The organism is Methylobacterium sp. Leaf117, from assembly GCF_001422985.1.
GTDB lineage: Bacteria > Pseudomonadota > Alphaproteobacteria > Rhizobiales > Beijerinckiaceae > Methylobacterium.
Genome location: NZ_LMNL01000023.1, coordinates 59088 through 75298, shown reverse-complemented (window position 1 = coordinate 75298; position 16211 = coordinate 59088). Strand labels below are relative to the sequence as shown.

At 73.4% G+C, this 16211-nt stretch carries 16 protein-coding genes; 13 read left to right on the top strand and 3 right to left on the bottom strand.

Annotated features, from left to right (window positions below):
- Window positions 1-37: 37 nt before the first annotated feature.
- Complete coding sequence (locus ASF57_RS11775) at window positions 38-652, bottom strand: glutathione S-transferase (RefSeq protein WP_056483507.1); 615 nt, start codon at window positions 650-652, stop codon at window positions 38-40.
- A 133-nt stretch (window positions 653-785) separates the two neighbouring features.
- On the opposite strand from ASF57_RS11775, the gene ASF57_RS11770 reads away from it, so the two are divergent.
- From ASF57_RS11770 to ASF57_RS26925, 5 genes are read left to right on the top strand one after another with little or no spacing between them, the layout of a single operon-like run.
- Window positions 786-1694, top strand: coding sequence for a LysR family transcriptional regulator (locus ASF57_RS11770; RefSeq protein ID WP_056483504.1), 909 nt, complete (start codon window positions 786-788; stop codon window positions 1692-1694).
- 12 nt (window positions 1695-1706) lie between these two features.
- Window positions 1707-2618: a DUF2163 domain-containing protein gene (locus ASF57_RS11765; RefSeq protein ID WP_056483500.1), complete on the top strand. Its 912-nt coding sequence runs from the start codon at window positions 1707-1709 to the stop codon at window positions 2616-2618.
- An 8-nt stretch (window positions 2619-2626) separates the two neighbouring features.
- Entirely contained in the window at window positions 2627-3088 is a 462-nt protein-coding gene (locus tag ASF57_RS11760; protein WP_056483497.1) for an NlpC/P60 family protein, read from the top strand.
- Between the two features lie 41 nt (window positions 3089-3129).
- The gene (locus tag ASF57_RS11755; protein WP_056483494.1) at window positions 3130-7023 is read left to right on the top strand and encodes a glycoside hydrolase/phage tail family protein; all 3894 of its coding nucleotides are present in this window, start codon (window positions 3130-3132) and stop codon (window positions 7021-7023) included.
- Between the two features lie 50 nt (window positions 7024-7073).
- Window positions 7074-8594: a DUF2793 domain-containing protein gene (locus ASF57_RS26925; protein ID WP_056483491.1), complete on the top strand. Its 1521-nt coding sequence runs from the start codon at window positions 7074-7076 to the stop codon at window positions 8592-8594.
- Window positions 8595-8642: 48 nt separating this feature from the next.
- Here ASF57_RS26925 and ASF57_RS25740 read toward each other — a convergent pair whose 3' ends face one another.
- On the bottom strand, window positions 8643-8843 hold the full coding sequence (locus ASF57_RS25740; protein WP_156376107.1) for a hypothetical protein: 201 nt from the start codon (window positions 8841-8843) through the stop codon (window positions 8643-8645).
- A gap of 121 nt (window positions 8844-8964) precedes the next feature.
- Between ASF57_RS25740 and ASF57_RS24735 the strand changes: the two genes are divergently transcribed.
- The 6 genes from ASF57_RS24735 to ASF57_RS11720 all read left to right on the top strand — a co-directional run bounded on the left by ASF57_RS24735 (window position 8965) and on the right by ASF57_RS11720 (window position 12365).
- Entirely contained in the window at window positions 8965-9723 is a 759-nt protein-coding gene (locus tag ASF57_RS24735) for a lysozyme (protein WP_082503894.1), read from the top strand.
- A 106-nt stretch (window positions 9724-9829) separates the two neighbouring features.
- Complete coding sequence (locus tag ASF57_RS11740; RefSeq protein ID WP_056178542.1) at window positions 9830-10357, top strand: hypothetical protein; 528 nt, start codon at window positions 9830-9832, stop codon at window positions 10355-10357.
- A gap of 139 nt (window positions 10358-10496) precedes the next feature.
- Complete coding sequence (locus ASF57_RS11735) at window positions 10497-10844, top strand: hypothetical protein (RefSeq protein WP_056483485.1); 348 nt, start codon at window positions 10497-10499, stop codon at window positions 10842-10844.
- A gap of 9 nt (window positions 10845-10853) precedes the next feature.
- A complete protein-coding gene (locus tag ASF57_RS11730; RefSeq protein WP_056483482.1) occupies window positions 10854-11060 on the top strand; it encodes a hypothetical protein in 207 nt (68 codons plus the stop codon).
- 169 nt (window positions 11061-11229) lie between these two features.
- On the top strand, window positions 11230-11601 hold the full coding sequence (locus tag ASF57_RS11725) for a PepSY domain-containing protein (RefSeq protein WP_056178533.1): 372 nt from the start codon (window positions 11230-11232) through the stop codon (window positions 11599-11601).
- Window positions 11602-11687: 86 nt separating this feature from the next.
- Window positions 11688-12365 carry a response regulator transcription factor gene (locus ASF57_RS11720; protein WP_056178530.1) on the top strand — a complete coding sequence of 226 codons (678 nt, stop codon included), beginning with the start codon at window positions 11688-11690 and terminating at the stop codon, window positions 12363-12365.
- 2 nt (window positions 12366-12367) lie between these two features.
- On the opposite strand, the gene ASF57_RS11715 is transcribed toward ASF57_RS11720, so the two are convergent.
- Complete coding sequence (locus tag ASF57_RS11715; protein WP_056483477.1) at window positions 12368-12589, bottom strand: hypothetical protein; 222 nt, start codon at window positions 12587-12589, stop codon at window positions 12368-12370.
- 338 nt (window positions 12590-12927) lie between these two features.
- Here ASF57_RS11715 and ASF57_RS11710 point away from each other — a divergent pair, with 338 nt between their 5' ends.
- Together ASF57_RS11710 and ccmI are read left to right on the top strand one after the other, a co-directional pair.
- Window positions 12928-14346 (top strand): sensor histidine kinase, encoded by a 1419-nt coding sequence (locus ASF57_RS11710; RefSeq protein WP_056179889.1) that lies wholly within the window; start codon window positions 12928-12930, stop codon window positions 14344-14346.
- 167 nt (window positions 14347-14513) lie between these two features.
- Window positions 14514-15998 carry a c-type cytochrome biogenesis protein CcmI gene (gene ccmI, locus ASF57_RS11705; protein WP_056483475.1) on the top strand — a complete coding sequence of 495 codons (1485 nt, stop codon included), beginning with the start codon at window positions 14514-14516 and terminating at the stop codon, window positions 15996-15998.
- Window positions 15999-16211 lie beyond the last annotated feature (213 nt).

Sequence of the window (16211 nt, the reverse complement as noted above, 5' to 3'; positions counted from 1 at the left end):
CTTGCGACCGTTCGGAGCCAACCACCTGCCGGGACGGTCAGGCGGCGCGCAGGCCGGCCGGATTTTGCGGGAACGGCACGAAGCCCGGCAGGGCCTCGATACGGGCGAGCCAGGCGCGGACCTGCGCATAGGGGGCGAGGTCGACGTTCCCCTCGGGTGCGGCGGCGACGTAGCTGTAGAGCGCCACGTCCGCGACGGTGGGGCGGTCGGCGGCGAGCCAGGGCCGGTCTGCGAGTTCGGCCTCGACGCGGCCGAGGATGGCATGGGCGCGGGCGATGACCTCCGCGGCGTCGAAGGTGGCGCCGAACAGCGTGACCAGGCGAGCCGCCGCCGGCCCGAAGGCGATCGGGCCGGCCGCCACCGAGAGCCAGCGCTGCACCCGCGCCGCGCCGGCCGCATCCTCCGGCAGCCAGTCGGTACGGCCGAGGCGCTTGGCGAGGTAGACCAGGATGGCGTTGGAATCCGGGACGACCGTGTCGCCGTCGACGAGCACCGGCACCTGCCCGAAGGGATTGAGCGTCAGGAAGTCCGGCGCCCTGTTCTCGCCCCGGGCGAGGTCGACCTCGACGATGTCGCAGGGCTGGCCGACGAGGGACAGGAACAGCCGGGCCCGGTGGGCGTGACCGGACAGGGCAAAGTGGAACAGCTTCATGGGAGATCTCCTGTCGGGCCGGAGCGTCGGCGACATCCGCATTCAAGACCCTCCACCGGACCAGGAGAATGCTCTTTCTTCGGAAGCCACCGTTCCGCAGAATGGAATAGTCTGGACATCGGGAGGCGCAGGCATGGATCGGTGGCAGGCGATGCGGGTCTTCGTCCGGGTTGCGGAGGGCGGGGGCTTCGCCGCGGCCGCGCGCCAGCTCGCCATGAGCCCGCCCGCCGTGACCCGGGCGGTGGCGGCCCTCGAGGACCGGATCGGCACGCGGCTGCTGACGCGGACCACCCGCTCGGTGAAGCTCACCGAGGCGGGCGGGCGCTACCTGGAGGATTGCCGGCGCATCCTGGCGGAGATCGAGGAGGCGGAGGCCGCCGCGGCAGGGTCCTACGCCACGCCGTCCGGCACGCTCACCGTCACCGCGCCGGTGCAGTTCGGCCGCCTCTACGTGCTGCCCGTGATCACCGATTACCTCGCGCGCCATGCCGCCGTCTCCGCCCGCGCCCTGTTCCTCGACCGGGTGATCAACCTGATCGACGAGGGGGCCGATGTCGGCGTCCGCATCGGTCCGCTCGCCGAGTCCGGGCTCACGGCGGTCCGGGTCGGCGCCGTCCGCCGGGTGCTCTGCGCCGCGCCGGGCTATCTCGAGCGGCACGGCCAGCCAGCGACCCTGCGGGACCTTCGCCACCACGCCGTCATCGGCTCGGCGAGCCAGGGGCTCGGGGCGGACGGACGCTTCGGCCCCGAGCCGGGGACGGCCGTCGCCCTGCGGTCCCGGCTGAGCTGCAACACCATCGATTCCGTCCTGGCGGCCGCGCTGGCAGGCCAGGGCATCGCGCAATTGCTGTCCTATCAGGTCGCGCCGGCCCTGGCCGAGGGGCGTCTGCGCCTCGTGCTCGAGGATCCGGCCGCCGCCGCGATGCCGGTCCATGTGGTGAGCCCGGAGGGGCGCCGGGCCCCCGCGAAGGTGCGTGCCTTCATCGACCTCGCCGTGGCGCGCCTCCGGGCTGATCCGCGGGTGAACCCGACCCATTCCTGAGGAGGTTGGACCATGCGCGATCTGCCCCCCGACCTCGCCGCGCATCTCGCCGGCGGGGCCACGACCCTGTGCCATGCCTGGGCGCTGAGCCGGCGCGACGGTGCCCGCCTCGGCTTCACCGACCACGACCGCGACCTCACCTTCGGCGGCCTGACCTACGCCGCCCGGTCCGGGCTGGAGGCCGCCGAGGCCAGCGCCGAACTCGGCTTCGCCATCGGAGGCGGCGAGGTGGCGGGCGCCCTCTCGGCCCTCGGCCTCACCGACGCCGACATCGCGGGCGGGCTCTACGACGGAGCCTCGGTGGAGACCTGGCTGGTGGATTGGAGCCGACCGGAGACGCGGATCCTCCTCGATATCGGCACCATCGGCGAGGTGCGCCGGGCCGGCACCGCCTTCGTGGCAGAACTGCGCGGGCTGATGGACCAGCTCGACGCCGAGCGGGGCCGGACCTATCGCGCCACCTGCGGCGCCGATCTCGGCGATGCCCGATGCCGCGTGACCCTCGCCGACGCGCGCGTTTCCACCACCGGGACGGTGCGCGCCGTGCCGGAACCGGGCACGCTGGGCGTGACCCTCGCGGGCGTGTTCGCGCCCGGCTGGTTCACCGGGGGGCGGCTGACCTGGACCAGCGGCACCCAGATCGGCCAGGAGGGCGACATCCGCGAACAGGCCGACGTTCAGGACCGCACCGGCGACGCGGGGGCGATCCGGCTCGACCTGTGGCAGGCGCCGGCCCGCCCGGTGGCGCCCGGCGACCGCTTCCGCCTCCATGCGGGCTGCGACAAGCGCCTCGCCACCTGCCGCGAGAAATTCGCCAACGTGCCGAATTTCCAGGGCTTCCCACACCTGCCGGGCAACGACTTCGTGCTGCGCCCCGTCCCGGGCTCCGGCCCGGGCCTCGACGGCGGCAGCCTATTCCGGTGAGGCACACCATGACGCCTGAAACGGGGATGACGCCCGGGACGATCGTCCTCCTGGCGCGCGGCTGGATCGGCACGCCCTATCGCCATCAGGCCTCGCTGAAGGGCGTCGGCTGCGACTGCCTCGGGCTGCTGCGCGGGGTCTGGCGCGAGGCGTTCGGATCGGAGCCGGAGGCCGCCCCGGCCTACGGCGCATCCTGGGCGGAATCGGCCCCGCCCGGCACCGATCCGCTGGCGGAGGCGGCCGGGCGCCACCTCGTGCCGGTTGCCCGCGCCGAGCCGCGGGCCGGCGACGTGCTGCTGTTCCGGTTTCGCGCCCACCTGCCGGCCCGGCACTGCGCCCTCGCGTCGGGCGCCGGCACGATGATCCACGCCCATGACGGCGCCGTCGTCACGGAGGTGGCTCTGACGGGCTGGTGGCGGCGCCACCTCGCCCACGTCTTCCGCTTCCCGATTTCGGGAGACGGAGGCTAGCCGCACCGCCCCCGCTCTCGCCCCCTCTTCCGGAGTCCGCCATGGCCACGCTGATCCTGCAAACCGCCGGGGCGGCGGCCGGTACGGTGCTGGGTGGCCCGATCGGCGGAATCATCGGCGGCGCCCTCGGGACGATGGCGGGGTCGGGCCTCGACGCGGCCCTGCTGGGGGACCTCGCAGGAGGACGCACCGTCGAGGGGCCGCGCCTGTCGGACGTGGCGGGCCTGAGTTCGACCGAGGGCGAGCCGATCCCGCGCGTCTACGGCCGGGCTCGGATCGGCGGCACCCTGATCTGGGCGACGCGGCCCCTGGAGGTGGCGAGCACGGGTGCCGTCACGGCCGCCGGCGGCAAGGCGATCGGGGGCGGCAAGGTCAAGCGCACCGCCTATGCCTACTTCGTCGATCTCGCCATCGGCCTGTGCGAGGGCCCGGTGGCGGGCGTCCGGCGGGTCTGGGCGGACGGGCGCGAGATCGACCTGACCACCGTCGCCCTGCGGTTGCATCGCGGCGCGGCGGACCAGGAGCCCGACCCGCTCATCGTCGCCAAGGAGGGGCCTGAGAACGCGCCGGCCTATCGGGGCCTCGCCTACGTGGTGTTCGAGCGGCTGGCGCTCGCCGAATTCGGCAACCGGATTCCGCAATTCGCCTTCGAGGTGCTGCGCCCGGTGGCGGGCCTCGCCGGGATGATCCGGGCGGTCTGCCTCATCCCCGGCTCCACCGAGTTCGGCCTCGATCCGCTCCGCGTCACCGAGGAGGCCGGCTACGGCACCACGCGCCCCGCCAACCGGTTCCAAATGCAGGCGGGTGCCGACGTCGTCGCCTCCCTGGACGCGCTCCAGGCCCTGTGCCCGCGCCTCACCCGGGTCTCCGTGGTCGCGAGCTGGTTCGGGGACGACCTGCGCGCCGGCCGCTGCACCATCCGGCCCCGGGTTGACAACGCCGCCAAGGTCACCAGCGGCGACACCTGGGCGGTGGCGGGCCTGCGCCGCGACGCGGTCGCGCCCGTCTCGACGGCCCCGGGCGGCGGCCCGGCCTATGGCGGCACGCCCTCGGATGCGGGCCTGACCCGGCTGGTGGCGGAGCTGAATCGGCGCGGCCTCGGCGTGGTGCTCTACCCCTTCGTGATGATGGATGTCGCCGCCGACAACGCGCTGCCGGACCCGCACGACGGGCAGGCGGGGCGCCAGCCGGCCTATCCCTGGCGCGGGCGCATCACCTGCGACCCGGCTCCCGGACGGCCGGGAAGCCCCGACGGCACGGAGGCGGCCGGCGCCCAGGTGGCCGCGTTCTTCGCCCAGTACCGCACCCTGGCGCTGCATTACGCCGCGCTGGCGGCCGGCTGGGCGGCGCAGGGCCTGCCGCTCGCCGGCTTCATCGTGGGCAGCGAGTTCGTCGGCCTCACCCGGGTGCGGGCGGAAGCCGGGCGCTACCCCGCCGTGGAGGGATTTCGCGATCTCGCCGCCACCCTGCGCCAGCGCCTCGGCCCCGACGTCGCCCTCGTCTATGCCGCCGACTGGACCGAGTACGGCGCCGATGTGCGCGACGGGGGCGCCACCCTCCGGTTTCCCCTCGACGCCCTGTTCGCCGATCCCGCCATCGACGCGGTGGGCATCGACTACTACCCGCCCGTCACCGACTGGCGCGACGGCGCCGCCCATGCCGACCTGGCGCTGGCCGACGCCATCTACGACCCCGCCTACCTGAAGGACCGGGTCGGCGCCGGCGAGGCCTTCGACTGGTACTATGCCGACGCGGCCGACCGGGCGGCGCAGCGGCGCACGCCGATCACCGACGGGCGCTACGCCAAGCCCTGGACCTTCCGGGCCAAGGATCTGGTGGGCTGGTGGACGAACCGCCACGTGGAGCGGGACGGCGGGGTCGAGACCCGCGCGACCGCCTGGGTGCCGCGCTCGAAGCCGATCTGGCTCACCGAGATCGGCGTGCCGGCGGTGGACAAGGGCACCAACGGGCCGAACGTCTTTCCCGACCCGAAATCCGCCGAGAACGCCAGCCCGCCCGCCTCGCGCGGCACCCGCGACGACCTGATCCAGGCCCGCGGCCTCGCGGCGATCCTGGGGCGGTTCGACCCGGCCCTGCCGGGCTTCGAACCCGCCCACAACCCGGTCTCGTCCCTGTATGGCGGCCCGATGGTGCCGGCGGACGCGATCTTCGTCTGGTGCTGGGACGCGCGACCCTACCCGGCCTTCCCGGACTTCGACAGCGTCTGGGCGGATGCGGGCAACTGGTCGGTGGGCCACTGGATCACCGGCCGGATCGAGGGGCTGGAACTCGACCGGCTCGTCGCCGCCATCCTGTCCGACCTCGGCATCACGGTGCCGGCGGCGATCACCGCGAACGCCTTCCTCGACGGCTACGTCATCGACCGGCCGATGTCGGCACGGGCCGCCCTCGAGCCCCTGGCGCAGCTCTACGGCCTCGACGTCTCGGCCCAGGCCGGCGCCCTGACGATCCGGGGGCCGCGCCGGGAGGTGCCGCTGGCGATCGCGGCCGACGACCTCGTGGTGCTGCGCGAGGCCGAAGCCCCCCTCGCCCGGGTCCGGGCGGAGGAGGCGGAGCTGCCGCGCTCGCTGGAGATCGGCTTCACCGACGGCGACACCGCCGAGTACCGCCGGGCGAGCGCCGCCGCGATCCGCCCCAGCGGTGCCCGCCGGCGCGAGACCCGGATGGAAGCCGCCGTGGTGACCCGGCGCGCCTGCGCCGAGGCCCTGGCGGAGGCCGCTCTCGATGCCCGCCTCGCGGCCCGGGACACCGCCCGCTTCGCCTTGAGCCCGCGCCGCATCGACCTCGCGCCGGGCGACCTCCTCGCCTTGCCGGGGGAGCCCGGACCGCACCGGATCCTGCGCATCGCCGACAGCCCGCGCGGGCGCCAGATCGAGACCCGCGGCGTGCCCCTCCACGGCCGGACGCCCCGGACGGACGACCGCGCCGGGATGCGCCCCCGCCGCGCCGTGCCGGCCCTGGCCGGGCCGCCCTTCGCCGTCGCCCTCGACCTGCCGGCCGATCGCGGCAGCCCCACCGCCCTTCAGGTGCTGGCGGTGGCGGCGGACCCGTGGCCCGGGCCGGTGGCGATCTGGCGCGCCGAGGGTGAGGACGCGGCGCTCGTCCCCCACGGCTTCGTCGATCTTCCCGCCTGCCTGGGGGAGACCCTGACCGCCCTGCCCCCCGGCCCGCTCTGGCGCTTCGATCGCGGCGCCCGGCTCGATGTCCGCCTGCGCCACGCCGGCGATCTCGCCGCCATCGGCGAGGCGGCGGCGCTGGCCGGCGGCAACCTCTTCGCGGTCCGCAGCCGGGCGGACGGGGCGATCGAGCTGATCGCGGCCGCCGGGGTGACGCTGATCGGGGCCGGGACTTACCGACTGACGGGGCTCCTGCGCGGTCTGGCCGGCAGCGAGGCGCAGGCCGCCCGGGCCAGCCCCGCCGGTAGCCTGATCGTGCGCCTCGACGGGGCGGTGGTGCCGCTGGTGGAACGCCTCGACGAGGCCGGACGGCCCTTCCGCTACCGCATCGGCCCGGCGACGGGCGAGCCCGCCGATCCGGCCCATGTCGCCCTGCGGGCCACGGCCGGCCTCACCGCCCTGCGCCCCTTGAGCCCCGTCCACCTGCGGGCGCAGCGGGAGCCCGAAGGCGTGCGCCTCGCCTGGATTCGCCGGACCCGGCGCGACGGGGATTCGTGGGACGCCGCCGAGATCCCGCTGGAGGAGCCCGAGGCCTACCGGGTCACGGTGTTCTCGCCCGAGGGCCGGCCCCTGCGGGTTCTGACGGCGGCCGCGCCGGACCTCCTCTACCCGGCGACGGACGAGGCGGCGGATTTCGGCGGCCCCCAGGGGCGCCTCGACGTCGCGGTGGCGCAGGTCGGTCTGGCGGCGGGGGTCGGCCCCGAGACCCGCGCGCAGGTGGCGGTCGCGTCCGCCTGATCCGCCGCGACGCCGCCGGAGATTCTCGACCCTCAAGCCGGAGCCGACCGATGCCCGAGACGACCCCCAGCCTGGCGCTGCCGCTGATCGCGGCGGGTCAGGCGCAGAAGCATGTCACGCACAACGAAGCGCTGATGGGCCTCGACGCGCTGGTCCAGCTCGCCTGCCGCGACAAGGACCTCGGCGCGCCGCCGCCCACCCCCGCCGAGGGCGATCGCTACCTGGTGCTGAGCCCCAGTCCGACCGGGGCCTGGGCCGGTCTGTCCGGACAGATCGCCCGCTTCCAGGATGGGCGCTGGAGCGGCCTCGCGCCCAAGCCCGGCTGGCTCGCCTGGATGCTCGACGAGGACGAACTCTACGCCTTCACGGCAACCGGATGGATCGGACTCCGCTCCGCTCCGAAGCTGCTCCAGAACCTGACGCGCCTCGGCATCGGCACCACGGCCGACGCCGCCAATCCGTTCGCCGCCAAGCTGAACACCGCCCTCTGGACCGCCCTGACGACGGCGGAGGGCGGCACCGGGGACCTGCGCTACACCCTGAACAAGCAGGCCGCCGGCAACATCCTGTCCCTGCTGTTCCAGAGCGCCTTCACGGGGCGTGCCGAGATCGGACTGTCCGGCAACGACGATTTCGCGATCAAGGTCGCGCCCGACACGGGCGGGTTTCGCGAGGCGCTGCGGATCGACCGGGCGTCGGGCCGGGTCGATCTCAAAGGGCCGATGCCGAGCCCGCTCCTCGGCGCGCCCGCCCTGCGCCTGACCCAGGACCTCGCCACGGACGGCAGCCTGCTGGGGGGCGGCCTGACCATGCAGGCCACCAGCGGCGGCACTCCCTGGCCCCTGGCGGGCCTTGCCGGCACGATGGGCACGGCCGGCGCGGCGAGCGGGTATCCGGGCGGCCTCGCGATCTTCGTGAAGCCGGCGGACGGCGCGCGCCCCGGCACCCTGCGCGAGGTGGCGCGCTTCGGCCCGGACGGCAATCTCGGCCTCGGCACCAGCGCCACCCTGACGACCAAGCTCGGGGTAGCGGGCATCATCGCCCACACGGCCGACAACACCTGGAGCCTCGGCACCCCGGCCCTGCGCGCCGCGGTGCTGTATGCCGGCACGGGCGCGATCAACACCTCGGATGCCCGCGAGAAGACGCCCGTCGTTCCCCTGGCCGAGGCCGAGATCGCGGCGGCGCGCGCGCTCGCCCGGGAGATCGGCACCTTCCGGTTCCTTGAAGCGCTGGCGCGCAAGGGCGCCGGGGCACGCCGACATGTCGGCCTGACCGTGCAGCGGGCGACGGCGATCCTCGAGGCCCATGGCCTCGACCCGTTCGCCTACGGCTTCCTGTGTCGCGACGCGTGGCCGGCCGTGCCGCCCCGGCCGGCGATCCCCGCCTCCCCCGCCGAGGTCGATGCGGCGGGCGCCGAGATCGTCGCGGCCGTTCCGGCGGAGGACGCGGTGGCGGGCCGCGCCGCCGGGGAGCGCTACGGCTTCCGCACGGACGAGCTGCTGCTGTTCCTGGCCCGGGGCCTCGAAGCGCGGCTCACCGCCCTGGAAGCCGCCCCGAAAGGGGCCTGACCGAAGGGGGCCTGACCGAAAGGGGCCTCGCCATCCCCCTCGCGCCCCTCAGCGCAGGTAGCCCGCCGCCCGCAGATCGGCCTCGACGGCGGCGCACAGATCGGTGAGCGGATTGTCGTTCTCCGCCGGGGGCGGGGCCAGGGACCGCATGGACGGGAAGGTCCGGTCGAGCGCCGGCGCGGCCCCGCCGCCGGACCGGTCCTGCCCCCCTGATTTCTGCCTCAAAGCAGCCGAGATGAGCTTTCGCAACACATCCCCCTCCTGATCCCGCGTCGGAATCAGTTGTCGCGTAGAGATTCCGGCAAATCAACCGGAACTTCTGCGCTCATCACTTCAGTGCTCTCTCACTTTCATCATCCGGAGACGCGGCATGACCCTCAGTGCCATCGGCGAAGCCGTGCTCATCGCCCGCGAAGGCCGGCGCTTAAGCGCCTATCGCGACAGCGTCGGCGTCTGGACCATCGGGATCGGGCACACTTCGGCGGCGGGTCCGCCCCTGGTGACGCCGGGCCTTCGCCTGACCGAAGCGGCTTGCGACGCGCTCTTCCGCCGCGACGTCGCCCGCTACATCCAGGCCGTCGCCACGGCGGTCGGCGACGATCTGCCGGACCACGCCTTCGACGCCCTGGTCTCGCTCTGCTTCAACATCGGGCCGACGGCCTTCGCACGCTCCACCGTGGTCCGACGCCTGAAGGTCGGCGACCGCGACGGCGCGGCCAAGGCGTTCCTGCTCTGGAACCGTCCGGCGGAGCTGATCCCGCGACGCGGCGCCGAGGTCGACCAGTTCCGCACGCCCTATGCCGAGGCCCTGCCCCGGGCGCGACGGGGCGATGCGGCGGCGATTCCCATGCCCAACGCCGCCCCCCCGCCGCTGCCGACCGCGCGCCGGACCGTGCCGCGCCTGCCGTTGTCGCCCCGAGCGCCTGCCCAGGCGCCAACGAAACCTCAGGCGCCAGTCCAGCCCGAGGCTCGCGTGACGCCCGAGACTTCTGTGGCGTCCAAGACTTCTGTGGCGTCCAAGACGTCTGTGACGCCCAAGACTTCTGTGGCGCTCAGGGTTCCGGTGAAACCGGGCGCCCTGGCGACGCTGTGGTCGGCGGTGCGTCGCCGCCTGCGCGGCGAGGCCTGACGTCCGGCCCTCGCGCCCATCCGCCTCGCCCCGCCCATCCACCGCGTCCTGCCCCCCGCGTCCCGCCCTGCCCCCGCGTCCCGCCCTGCCCCCGATGGAGTTTCCGATGATCCGTTCTCGCATCCGCCGCGCCGGTTTCCTCGCCGCCACCGGCCTCTTTCTCGTCGCGACCACGCGTCCGGGTACGGCGGCGGAGATGGCCTCCGTCGCGCTGCCCTGGGGCGACGCCGTCGCGTCCGCGATCCAGGGCCTCGGGAGCGTGCTGGTGCCGCTCGCCGTGACCGCCGCGATGGCGGCCGTGGCCCGCCTGACCGGTCCGCTGCGCCTCCTGATCACCGCCAGCCTGGTGGAACGCCTCGTCCGCAACGTCGCCGATTACGCGGTCAACGCGGTGGCGGGCGCGACCCGCGGGCAGACACTGACGGTTCCGGTCGGATCGCTGGTGATCGCGCGCGCGGTCCAGCGCGGCCTCGACGCCGCGCCGGGCTGGCTCATCCGGGCGGCCGGCGGCGGCGCGGGCCTCGGCGAGAAGGTGTTCCGCAGCCTGCCGCTGACCGAGGAGGCGACGGTCGCGAACACCCTGGTGCCGGCCCTGCGCGCAGCCGAGGTGGAAAGCCGGCGTCGGACGCCCTGACCCTGCGGAACCCGGACGCGGCAAGCCGAATGACGCGCGAGGCCGGGCGGGCGAGAGGCCGCGCGCGAGAGGCCGGGCGCGGAAGCCTGACGACGGCAGGACCGGGCAGGTGCAGAACCGGGCAGACGGAGGACCGGATTTGGAAAAGATCGCCTTCGAAGCCGCCCGGCTCCTGGCCTCGCAGGAGGGCGCCGGCTGGATCGTCGCCGTCCTCCTCGGGCTCGCCTGCATCCACCTCCACCGTCAATCCCTGCGCGTGCAGGAGGCGCGCCTCGGCGACATCGGTGCGACCGCGACCGCCCTGGAACGAGCCTCGCAGACCAACGCCGCCGTGGCGGCGGCCCTCGAAAGCCGAACCCGCGTGCTCGAAGACCTGTCGCGGCTGGCGACCGAGACCGCACGCGACATCGAGCGCAACGACGCCCGCGCCCGGGAGAAGCTGGACGACATCCTGCGCCGTCTCGCCGAGACCCGGCCCCGATCCTGAGGACGTTCCATGGACCGCATCGCCCATCTCCTGCACGGACGCCGCGACCGCCGCCGGGCGGCAAGCCTGCGCCTGTGCGCTGCCCGAATCCGCTTCGACCGCTCGGCGGCGGCCGTGCGCCGCGCCGCGCGCGACCATATCGACGGTCACGCCGTGGCCGGAACGCGCCTGCGCATGGCCCTCGCCCGCCTTTCGGCCCTGTCGGGGACGGCCTGAACACCGGGTCGGACCGCACGGGAACCGAATGGCCGAGGTTATGCTTGGGGTTGTGCCGAGCAGGGTCGGCGGTTGAGCCGGACCAGGCTTGCCGGGTCGCCCTCGGCCCGACCCCGGCGCGCGCTGGCATTCAGGGCGCATTCAGTGCCTCCCCCTAGACTGTTCCCACATGCGCATCCTCCTCGCCCTGTTGCTGATCGGACTGACCGTCGCGGGTTTCGCGACAGGTTCGATCGACACGTTCGCGGAGGAGACCACGACCGGCACCAGCTCGGTCGCGGCCCCCTTGGTCGCGATCCCCCGCAGCGAGACCTGCCTCAGTCCGGCGGATCTGCGCGAAGCGGTGGCCGACAAGCGGGTGATCGCCCCGGTGGCGGCCATCCGCGCCGCCCGACAGGTGATTCCCCGGGCGGAGATCCAGCGCGCGCGCCTGTGCCGGCAGGACGAGACCCTCGTCTACCTGCTCACGGCCCTGCGCCGGGACGGACAGTTCGTTCACGTCATCGTGGATGCGACCACGGGGCAGGTCAGCGGTCCGTGACGCCGTTTCGCCGCCGGCCGGAGACGGCTAACGTGCGCTGCGCGCCGACCCGCGGGTTCGGGCCATCATCGTAGGAGTTCGATACCGTGCGGTTGCTCGTCGTGGAGGATGACCGGGACATCAACCGGCAGGTGGTCAACGCCCTAGAGGAGGCCGGCTACGTCGCCGACAAGGCCTTCGACGGCGAGGAAGGCGGCTATCTCGGTGAGAGCGAGCCCTACGACGCCATCATTCTCGACATGGGCCTGCCCAAGACCGACGGCGTCAGCGTGCTGCAGAAGTGGCGCCGGGCTGGGATCAAGACCCCCGTCATCATCCTGACCGCCCGCGACCGCTGGTCCGACAAGGTCGACGGCTTCGATGCGGGGGCCGACGACTACGTGACCAAGCCGTTCCACATGGAGGAGCTGATGGCCCGCGTGCGCGCCCTGCTGCGGCGCGCGGCCGGCCATGCCACCAGCCAGATCGCCTGCGGGCCGGTGGTGCTCGACACCCGCTCGGGCCGGGTCTTCGTGGACGGCAACCCGGTCAAGCTGACGAGCCACGAGTACCGCCTGCTCTCCTACCTGATGCACCATACCGGCCGGGTGGTCTCGCGCGCCGAGCTGACCGAGCATCTCTACGACCAGGATTTCGACCGGGATTCCAACACCATCGAGGTCTTCGTCGGCCGCCTGCGCAAGAAGCTCGCGGTCGACCTGATCCAGACCGTCCGGGGCCTCGGCTATCTCGTCGACCCGAACCAGCCGGTGGCGCGGGGGTGATGTCAGGGGCGCGGGCTCATCGCGAGGCGCCTGCCCTTGATCCGCGTCTGCATGGGCGCAAGCACGAGGGCGACGATGCAGCTTCCGTCCGCGGGCTTTCGTGCGATCACCAGGACGGCGGGTCGATCCGTCTGCGCCACCGTTTGACCGTCGCGGTCCTCGTTCGACCAGAGGAAGGCGTAGCGGATCACGGTTCCGACGATCGGCGGCTCACCCGGGATCATCGTCCGCGGCCCGCGCTAATCCGGGTCCGTCAGTCCCCCTGGAACCTTGGCGCTCAAGATCGCGTCGGCGATGTCGTCCGGGATGTCGTCGACCGTGGATGAGCTTGAACAGGTTCATGCCGCGCTCGCACGCAAACAATTATCGCGAACTACCCGTAGATTACGGAAAACCCGCAACAGGCGAGGTGAGACATCCGGCTCGGCGCAGGCTATGATTTGACCGTCGGCGATCTGAAATCGGTTCAGGTCGCCAACGGTCACGCCACCATCATCGACCGCGACGATTTCCCTTCCAATCTGTGGCTCAGACCTGCAGCCGTGGCGTAGACTTGGTCGACATGATCCCCTCCCCGTCCTGGCTGCCCATGCGCCGCCGCTCGATCGCGGTGCGCCTCGCCACCTCGGCGCTGCTGGCGAGTTCGGCGATCCTGCTGATCGCCGCCTGGATCCTGACCACCCTGTACCGCGAGAACACCGAGCGGGCCTTCGACAGCCGCCTGCTGGTCTATGCCAACAACCTCGCCACCGATCTCGTCTCGCCCAACGACCCGGAGAGCCGGTCCTTCACCTTGAGCGATCCGCGCTTCGACCTGCCCCTGTCGGGCTGGTACTGGCAGATCGGGCGCCCCGACGCGAAGCCGCGCGACCTGCGCACCTCACGCTCCCTGGTGGGCGTGCCCCTGAAGGCCGCCGCCACCTCCGACAGCAAGGCGGGCATCGGCCAGATCCGCCAGGGCTACGGCCGGGCCCAGGACGAGCGCCGCCTGCGCATCATCGAGCGCGACGTCGATATCGGGGAGGACGGCCGCTACACCGTGCGGGTGGCCGGCCCCGCCGACGAGATCGAGAACGACGTCGACCGCTTCCGCTTCTCGCTGATGGTCACCTTCGGGCTGCTCGGCCTGTCACTGGCGCTCACCACCCTGCTGCAGATCCGCTTCGGCCTCGCGCCGCTGGCCAAGCTGCGCACGGCGCTGGGTGCCATCCGGCGGGGAGAATCGGACCGCATCACCGGCGAGTACCCGCGCGACATCGCCCCCCTGGCGGGCGAGGTGAACCTGCTGATCGAGACCAACCGGGAGATCCTGGAGCGGGCGAGGACGCAGGTCGGCAACCTCGCACACGCCCTCAAGACCCCGCTCTCGATCATCGTCAACGAGGTCGGCGCCGCCGATGCGCCCGGTGACCTCGCGGCCAAGATCCGCGAACAGGCGGCGGTGATGCGCGACCAGGTCAACTACCATCTCGACCGCGCCCGGGCGGCGGCCCTGGCCGGCACCCTCGGCACCTCGACGGAGGTGGAGCCGGCGCTGGCCGGTCTGGTCCGCACCTTCGGCAAGATCTACCGCGACAAGGATATCGCCTACGAGGTCCATGTGCCGCCCGGCCTGCGCTTCCGGGGCGAACGCCAGGATTTCGAGGAGATGATCGGCAATCTCGTCGACAACGCCTCGAAATGGGCGCACGGCCGCGTCGCGATCCGGGCCGAGGCGGTCGGCAAGGACGATTATCCCCACCTTCTGGTGGCGATCGAGGACGATGGCCCCGGCCTCGCCCCGGACGATCGGGCCGCGGTCCTCGGGCGCGGCCGGCGCCTCGACGAGTCGAAGCCCGGCTCGGGCCTCGGCCTCTCGATCGTAGCCGATCTCGCGGCCCTCTACCGCGGCCGCTTCCGCCTGGAGGAGGCCGCGCTCGGCGGATTGCGGGCGGTGATCGAGGTGCCGGGGGACGCGCCGGCGGGCATCGTCCCACACTGACCCGCCGGACTGGGGCGGCCGGACTGGGGCGGATTGATCCGCCCGGCATATCCGCTAGGGTTGCGCGCTCCCCCGAAGGGCTGCGCGTGACACCGTGTCGCCCGACGCCTGCATCGTGCTGGCGGGAACCCGCGTCTACATGCAAGCGGGGCAGCGTTCGGGGCGTGATGACGGCACTTTGGTTCATACTGGCGGTCATGACGGGTGCCGCGGTGTTCGCCCTGCTCTGGCCGATGTCGCGCCGGGCCAATCCCGCCGCCCCGCCCGAGGCCGGCGGTCTCGCCACCGAGACCGGGTTCTACGAGGATCAGCTCCGCGAGATCGAGCGTGACCAGGCCCGGGGCCTGATCGCCGCACCCGAGGCGGAGGCCGCCCGCACCGAGGCGGCCCGTCGCCTGCTGCGCGCCAACCGCGCCGGCGTTCCGGCGGCGCAGGACATCGCCGAGCCGGCCCTGCGCCAGCGCCGGGCGGCCTCGGCGTTCGCCCTCTCAACCATCCCGCTCGTCGCCCTTATCGCGTACGGCCTCTACGGCTCGCCGCACATGCCGGCCCAGGGCCAGGCCGAGCGCTCGGCCGCCCAGACCGGCGACCAGGATCTCCTCAAGGCGATCGGCCAGATCGAAGCCCGGCTCGCGGCCGATCCGACCGACGGGCGCGGCTGGTCGGTGCTCGCCCCCGTCTACATGCGGATGGGCCGGTTCGACGACGCCGCCCACGCCTACGAGGCGGCCGCCCGCCTCCTCGGTGAGACGCCGCAGCGCCTGTCCGATTGGGGCGAGGCCCTGGTGGCGGGCAGCAACGGCGCCGTCACACCCCAGGCCAAGGCGATCTTCCAGCGCGCGGTCGACCTCGATGCTCAGGCGGCCAAGCCGCGCTTCTACCTGGCGCGCGGCGCCGAACTCGACGGCGACATCCCGGAAGCGATCCGGCGCCTGCAGGCCATGGCCGAGGCTGCCCCCGCGGATGCGCCCTGGTTGCCCCTCGTGCGCGAAAACCTCGCCCGACTGAAGGGCGAAGCGGCCCCGGCCTCCCCTGACTCCGATCGCGCCGCCGCACTCCAGGCGCTGCCGCCGGCGAGCCGCGACGGCGCCATCCGGGCCATGGTCGACAGCCTCGACAAGCGCCTCGCCGACCGGGGCGGCACGCTCGAGGACTGGCTGCGGCTGGTGCGCTCCTACGGGGTGCTCAAGGAGACCGACAAGGCGGCCGCCGCCCTCGAGCGGGCGCGCAAGGCCCTGGCCGACGAGCCGGAGGCCAAGAATCACCTGGACGAGATGGCGCGCGAGATCGCCCTCGGGGCGAATGCAGCGCCGGTCGCGCCGGCGGCCAACCCGGACGAGGCGGGGCGCGCCGGGACCGAGGCCGCCGTGGCGGCCGTCAAGGCGATGCCGGCGGCCGAGCGCGATGCCGCGATCCGTGGCATGGTGGCGGGCCTCGACCGCCGCCTGGCCTCCAAGGGCGGCAGCATCGACGATTGGCTGCGCCTCGTGCGCTCCTACAGCGCCCTCGGGGAGCGCGACAAGGCGGCTCAGACCCTCGACCGGGCCCGCATGGCGCTCAGCCCCGATCCCGGAGCGATCGAGCGTCTCGATGAATTGTCGCGCGAACTTCAGCTTCGCCCTCAGGCACCCCGGCCGGCGCCCAAACCCTGACATCGCAACCCGCCGACACCTCAACCCACGGACGTCCCGATACGGGCTCGGGGCTGCGCCGGAGCCGCGCTGCCCCTGACAATCGGTCCCGGCCCCAGCCCTTGACCGCGCCAGCCACTCGGCCGACACCGTGAGCCACCCGATTTTATCCTGGATCACGTCCACCGGACTGCAACGCCGGCGGGGCACACCCTTCCCGCCGCACCGCCCCGA

Bases quoted from the DNA above. Each gene is read 5' to 3' on its own strand.
- ASF57_RS26925 (WP_056483491.1), top strand. From the start codon at position 7,074: ATGCCCGAGACGACCCCCAGCCTGGCGCTGCCGCTGATCGCGGCGGGT.
- ASF57_RS11755 (WP_056483494.1), top strand. From the start codon at position 3,130: ATGGCCACGCTGATCCTGCAAACCGCCGGGGCGGCGGCCGGTACGGTG.
- ASF57_RS24735 (WP_082503894.1), top strand. From the start codon at position 8,965: ATGACCCTCAGTGCCATCGGCGAAGCCGTGCTCATCGCCCGCGAAGGC.
- ASF57_RS11710 (WP_056179889.1), top strand. From the start codon at position 12,928: ATGATCCCCTCCCCGTCCTGGCTGCCCATGCGCCGCCGCTCGATCGCG.
- ASF57_RS11760 (WP_056483497.1), top strand. From the start codon at position 2,627: ATGACGCCTGAAACGGGGATGACGCCCGGGACGATCGTCCTCCTGGCG.
- ASF57_RS11765 (WP_056483500.1), top strand. From the start codon at position 1,707: ATGCGCGATCTGCCCCCCGACCTCGCCGCGCATCTCGCCGGCGGGGCC.
- ASF57_RS11770 (WP_056483504.1), top strand. From the start codon at position 786: ATGGATCGGTGGCAGGCGATGCGGGTCTTCGTCCGGGTTGCGGAGGGC.
- ASF57_RS11725 (WP_056178533.1), top strand. From the start codon at position 11,230: ATGCGCATCCTCCTCGCCCTGTTGCTGATCGGACTGACCGTCGCGGGT.
- ASF57_RS11740 (WP_056178542.1), top strand. From the start codon at position 9,830: ATGATCCGTTCTCGCATCCGCCGCGCCGGTTTCCTCGCCGCCACCGGC.
- ASF57_RS11715 (WP_056483477.1), bottom strand. From the start codon at position 12,589: ATGATCCCGGGTGAGCCGCCGATCGTCGGAACCGTGATCCGCTACGCC.
- ccmI (WP_056483475.1), top strand. From the start codon at position 14,514: ATGACGGCACTTTGGTTCATACTGGCGGTCATGACGGGTGCCGCGGTG.
- ASF57_RS11775 (WP_056483507.1), bottom strand. From the start codon at position 652: ATGAAGCTGTTCCACTTTGCCCTGTCCGGTCACGCCCACCGGGCCCGG.
- ASF57_RS11730 (WP_056483482.1), top strand. From the start codon at position 10,854: ATGGACCGCATCGCCCATCTCCTGCACGGACGCCGCGACCGCCGCCGG.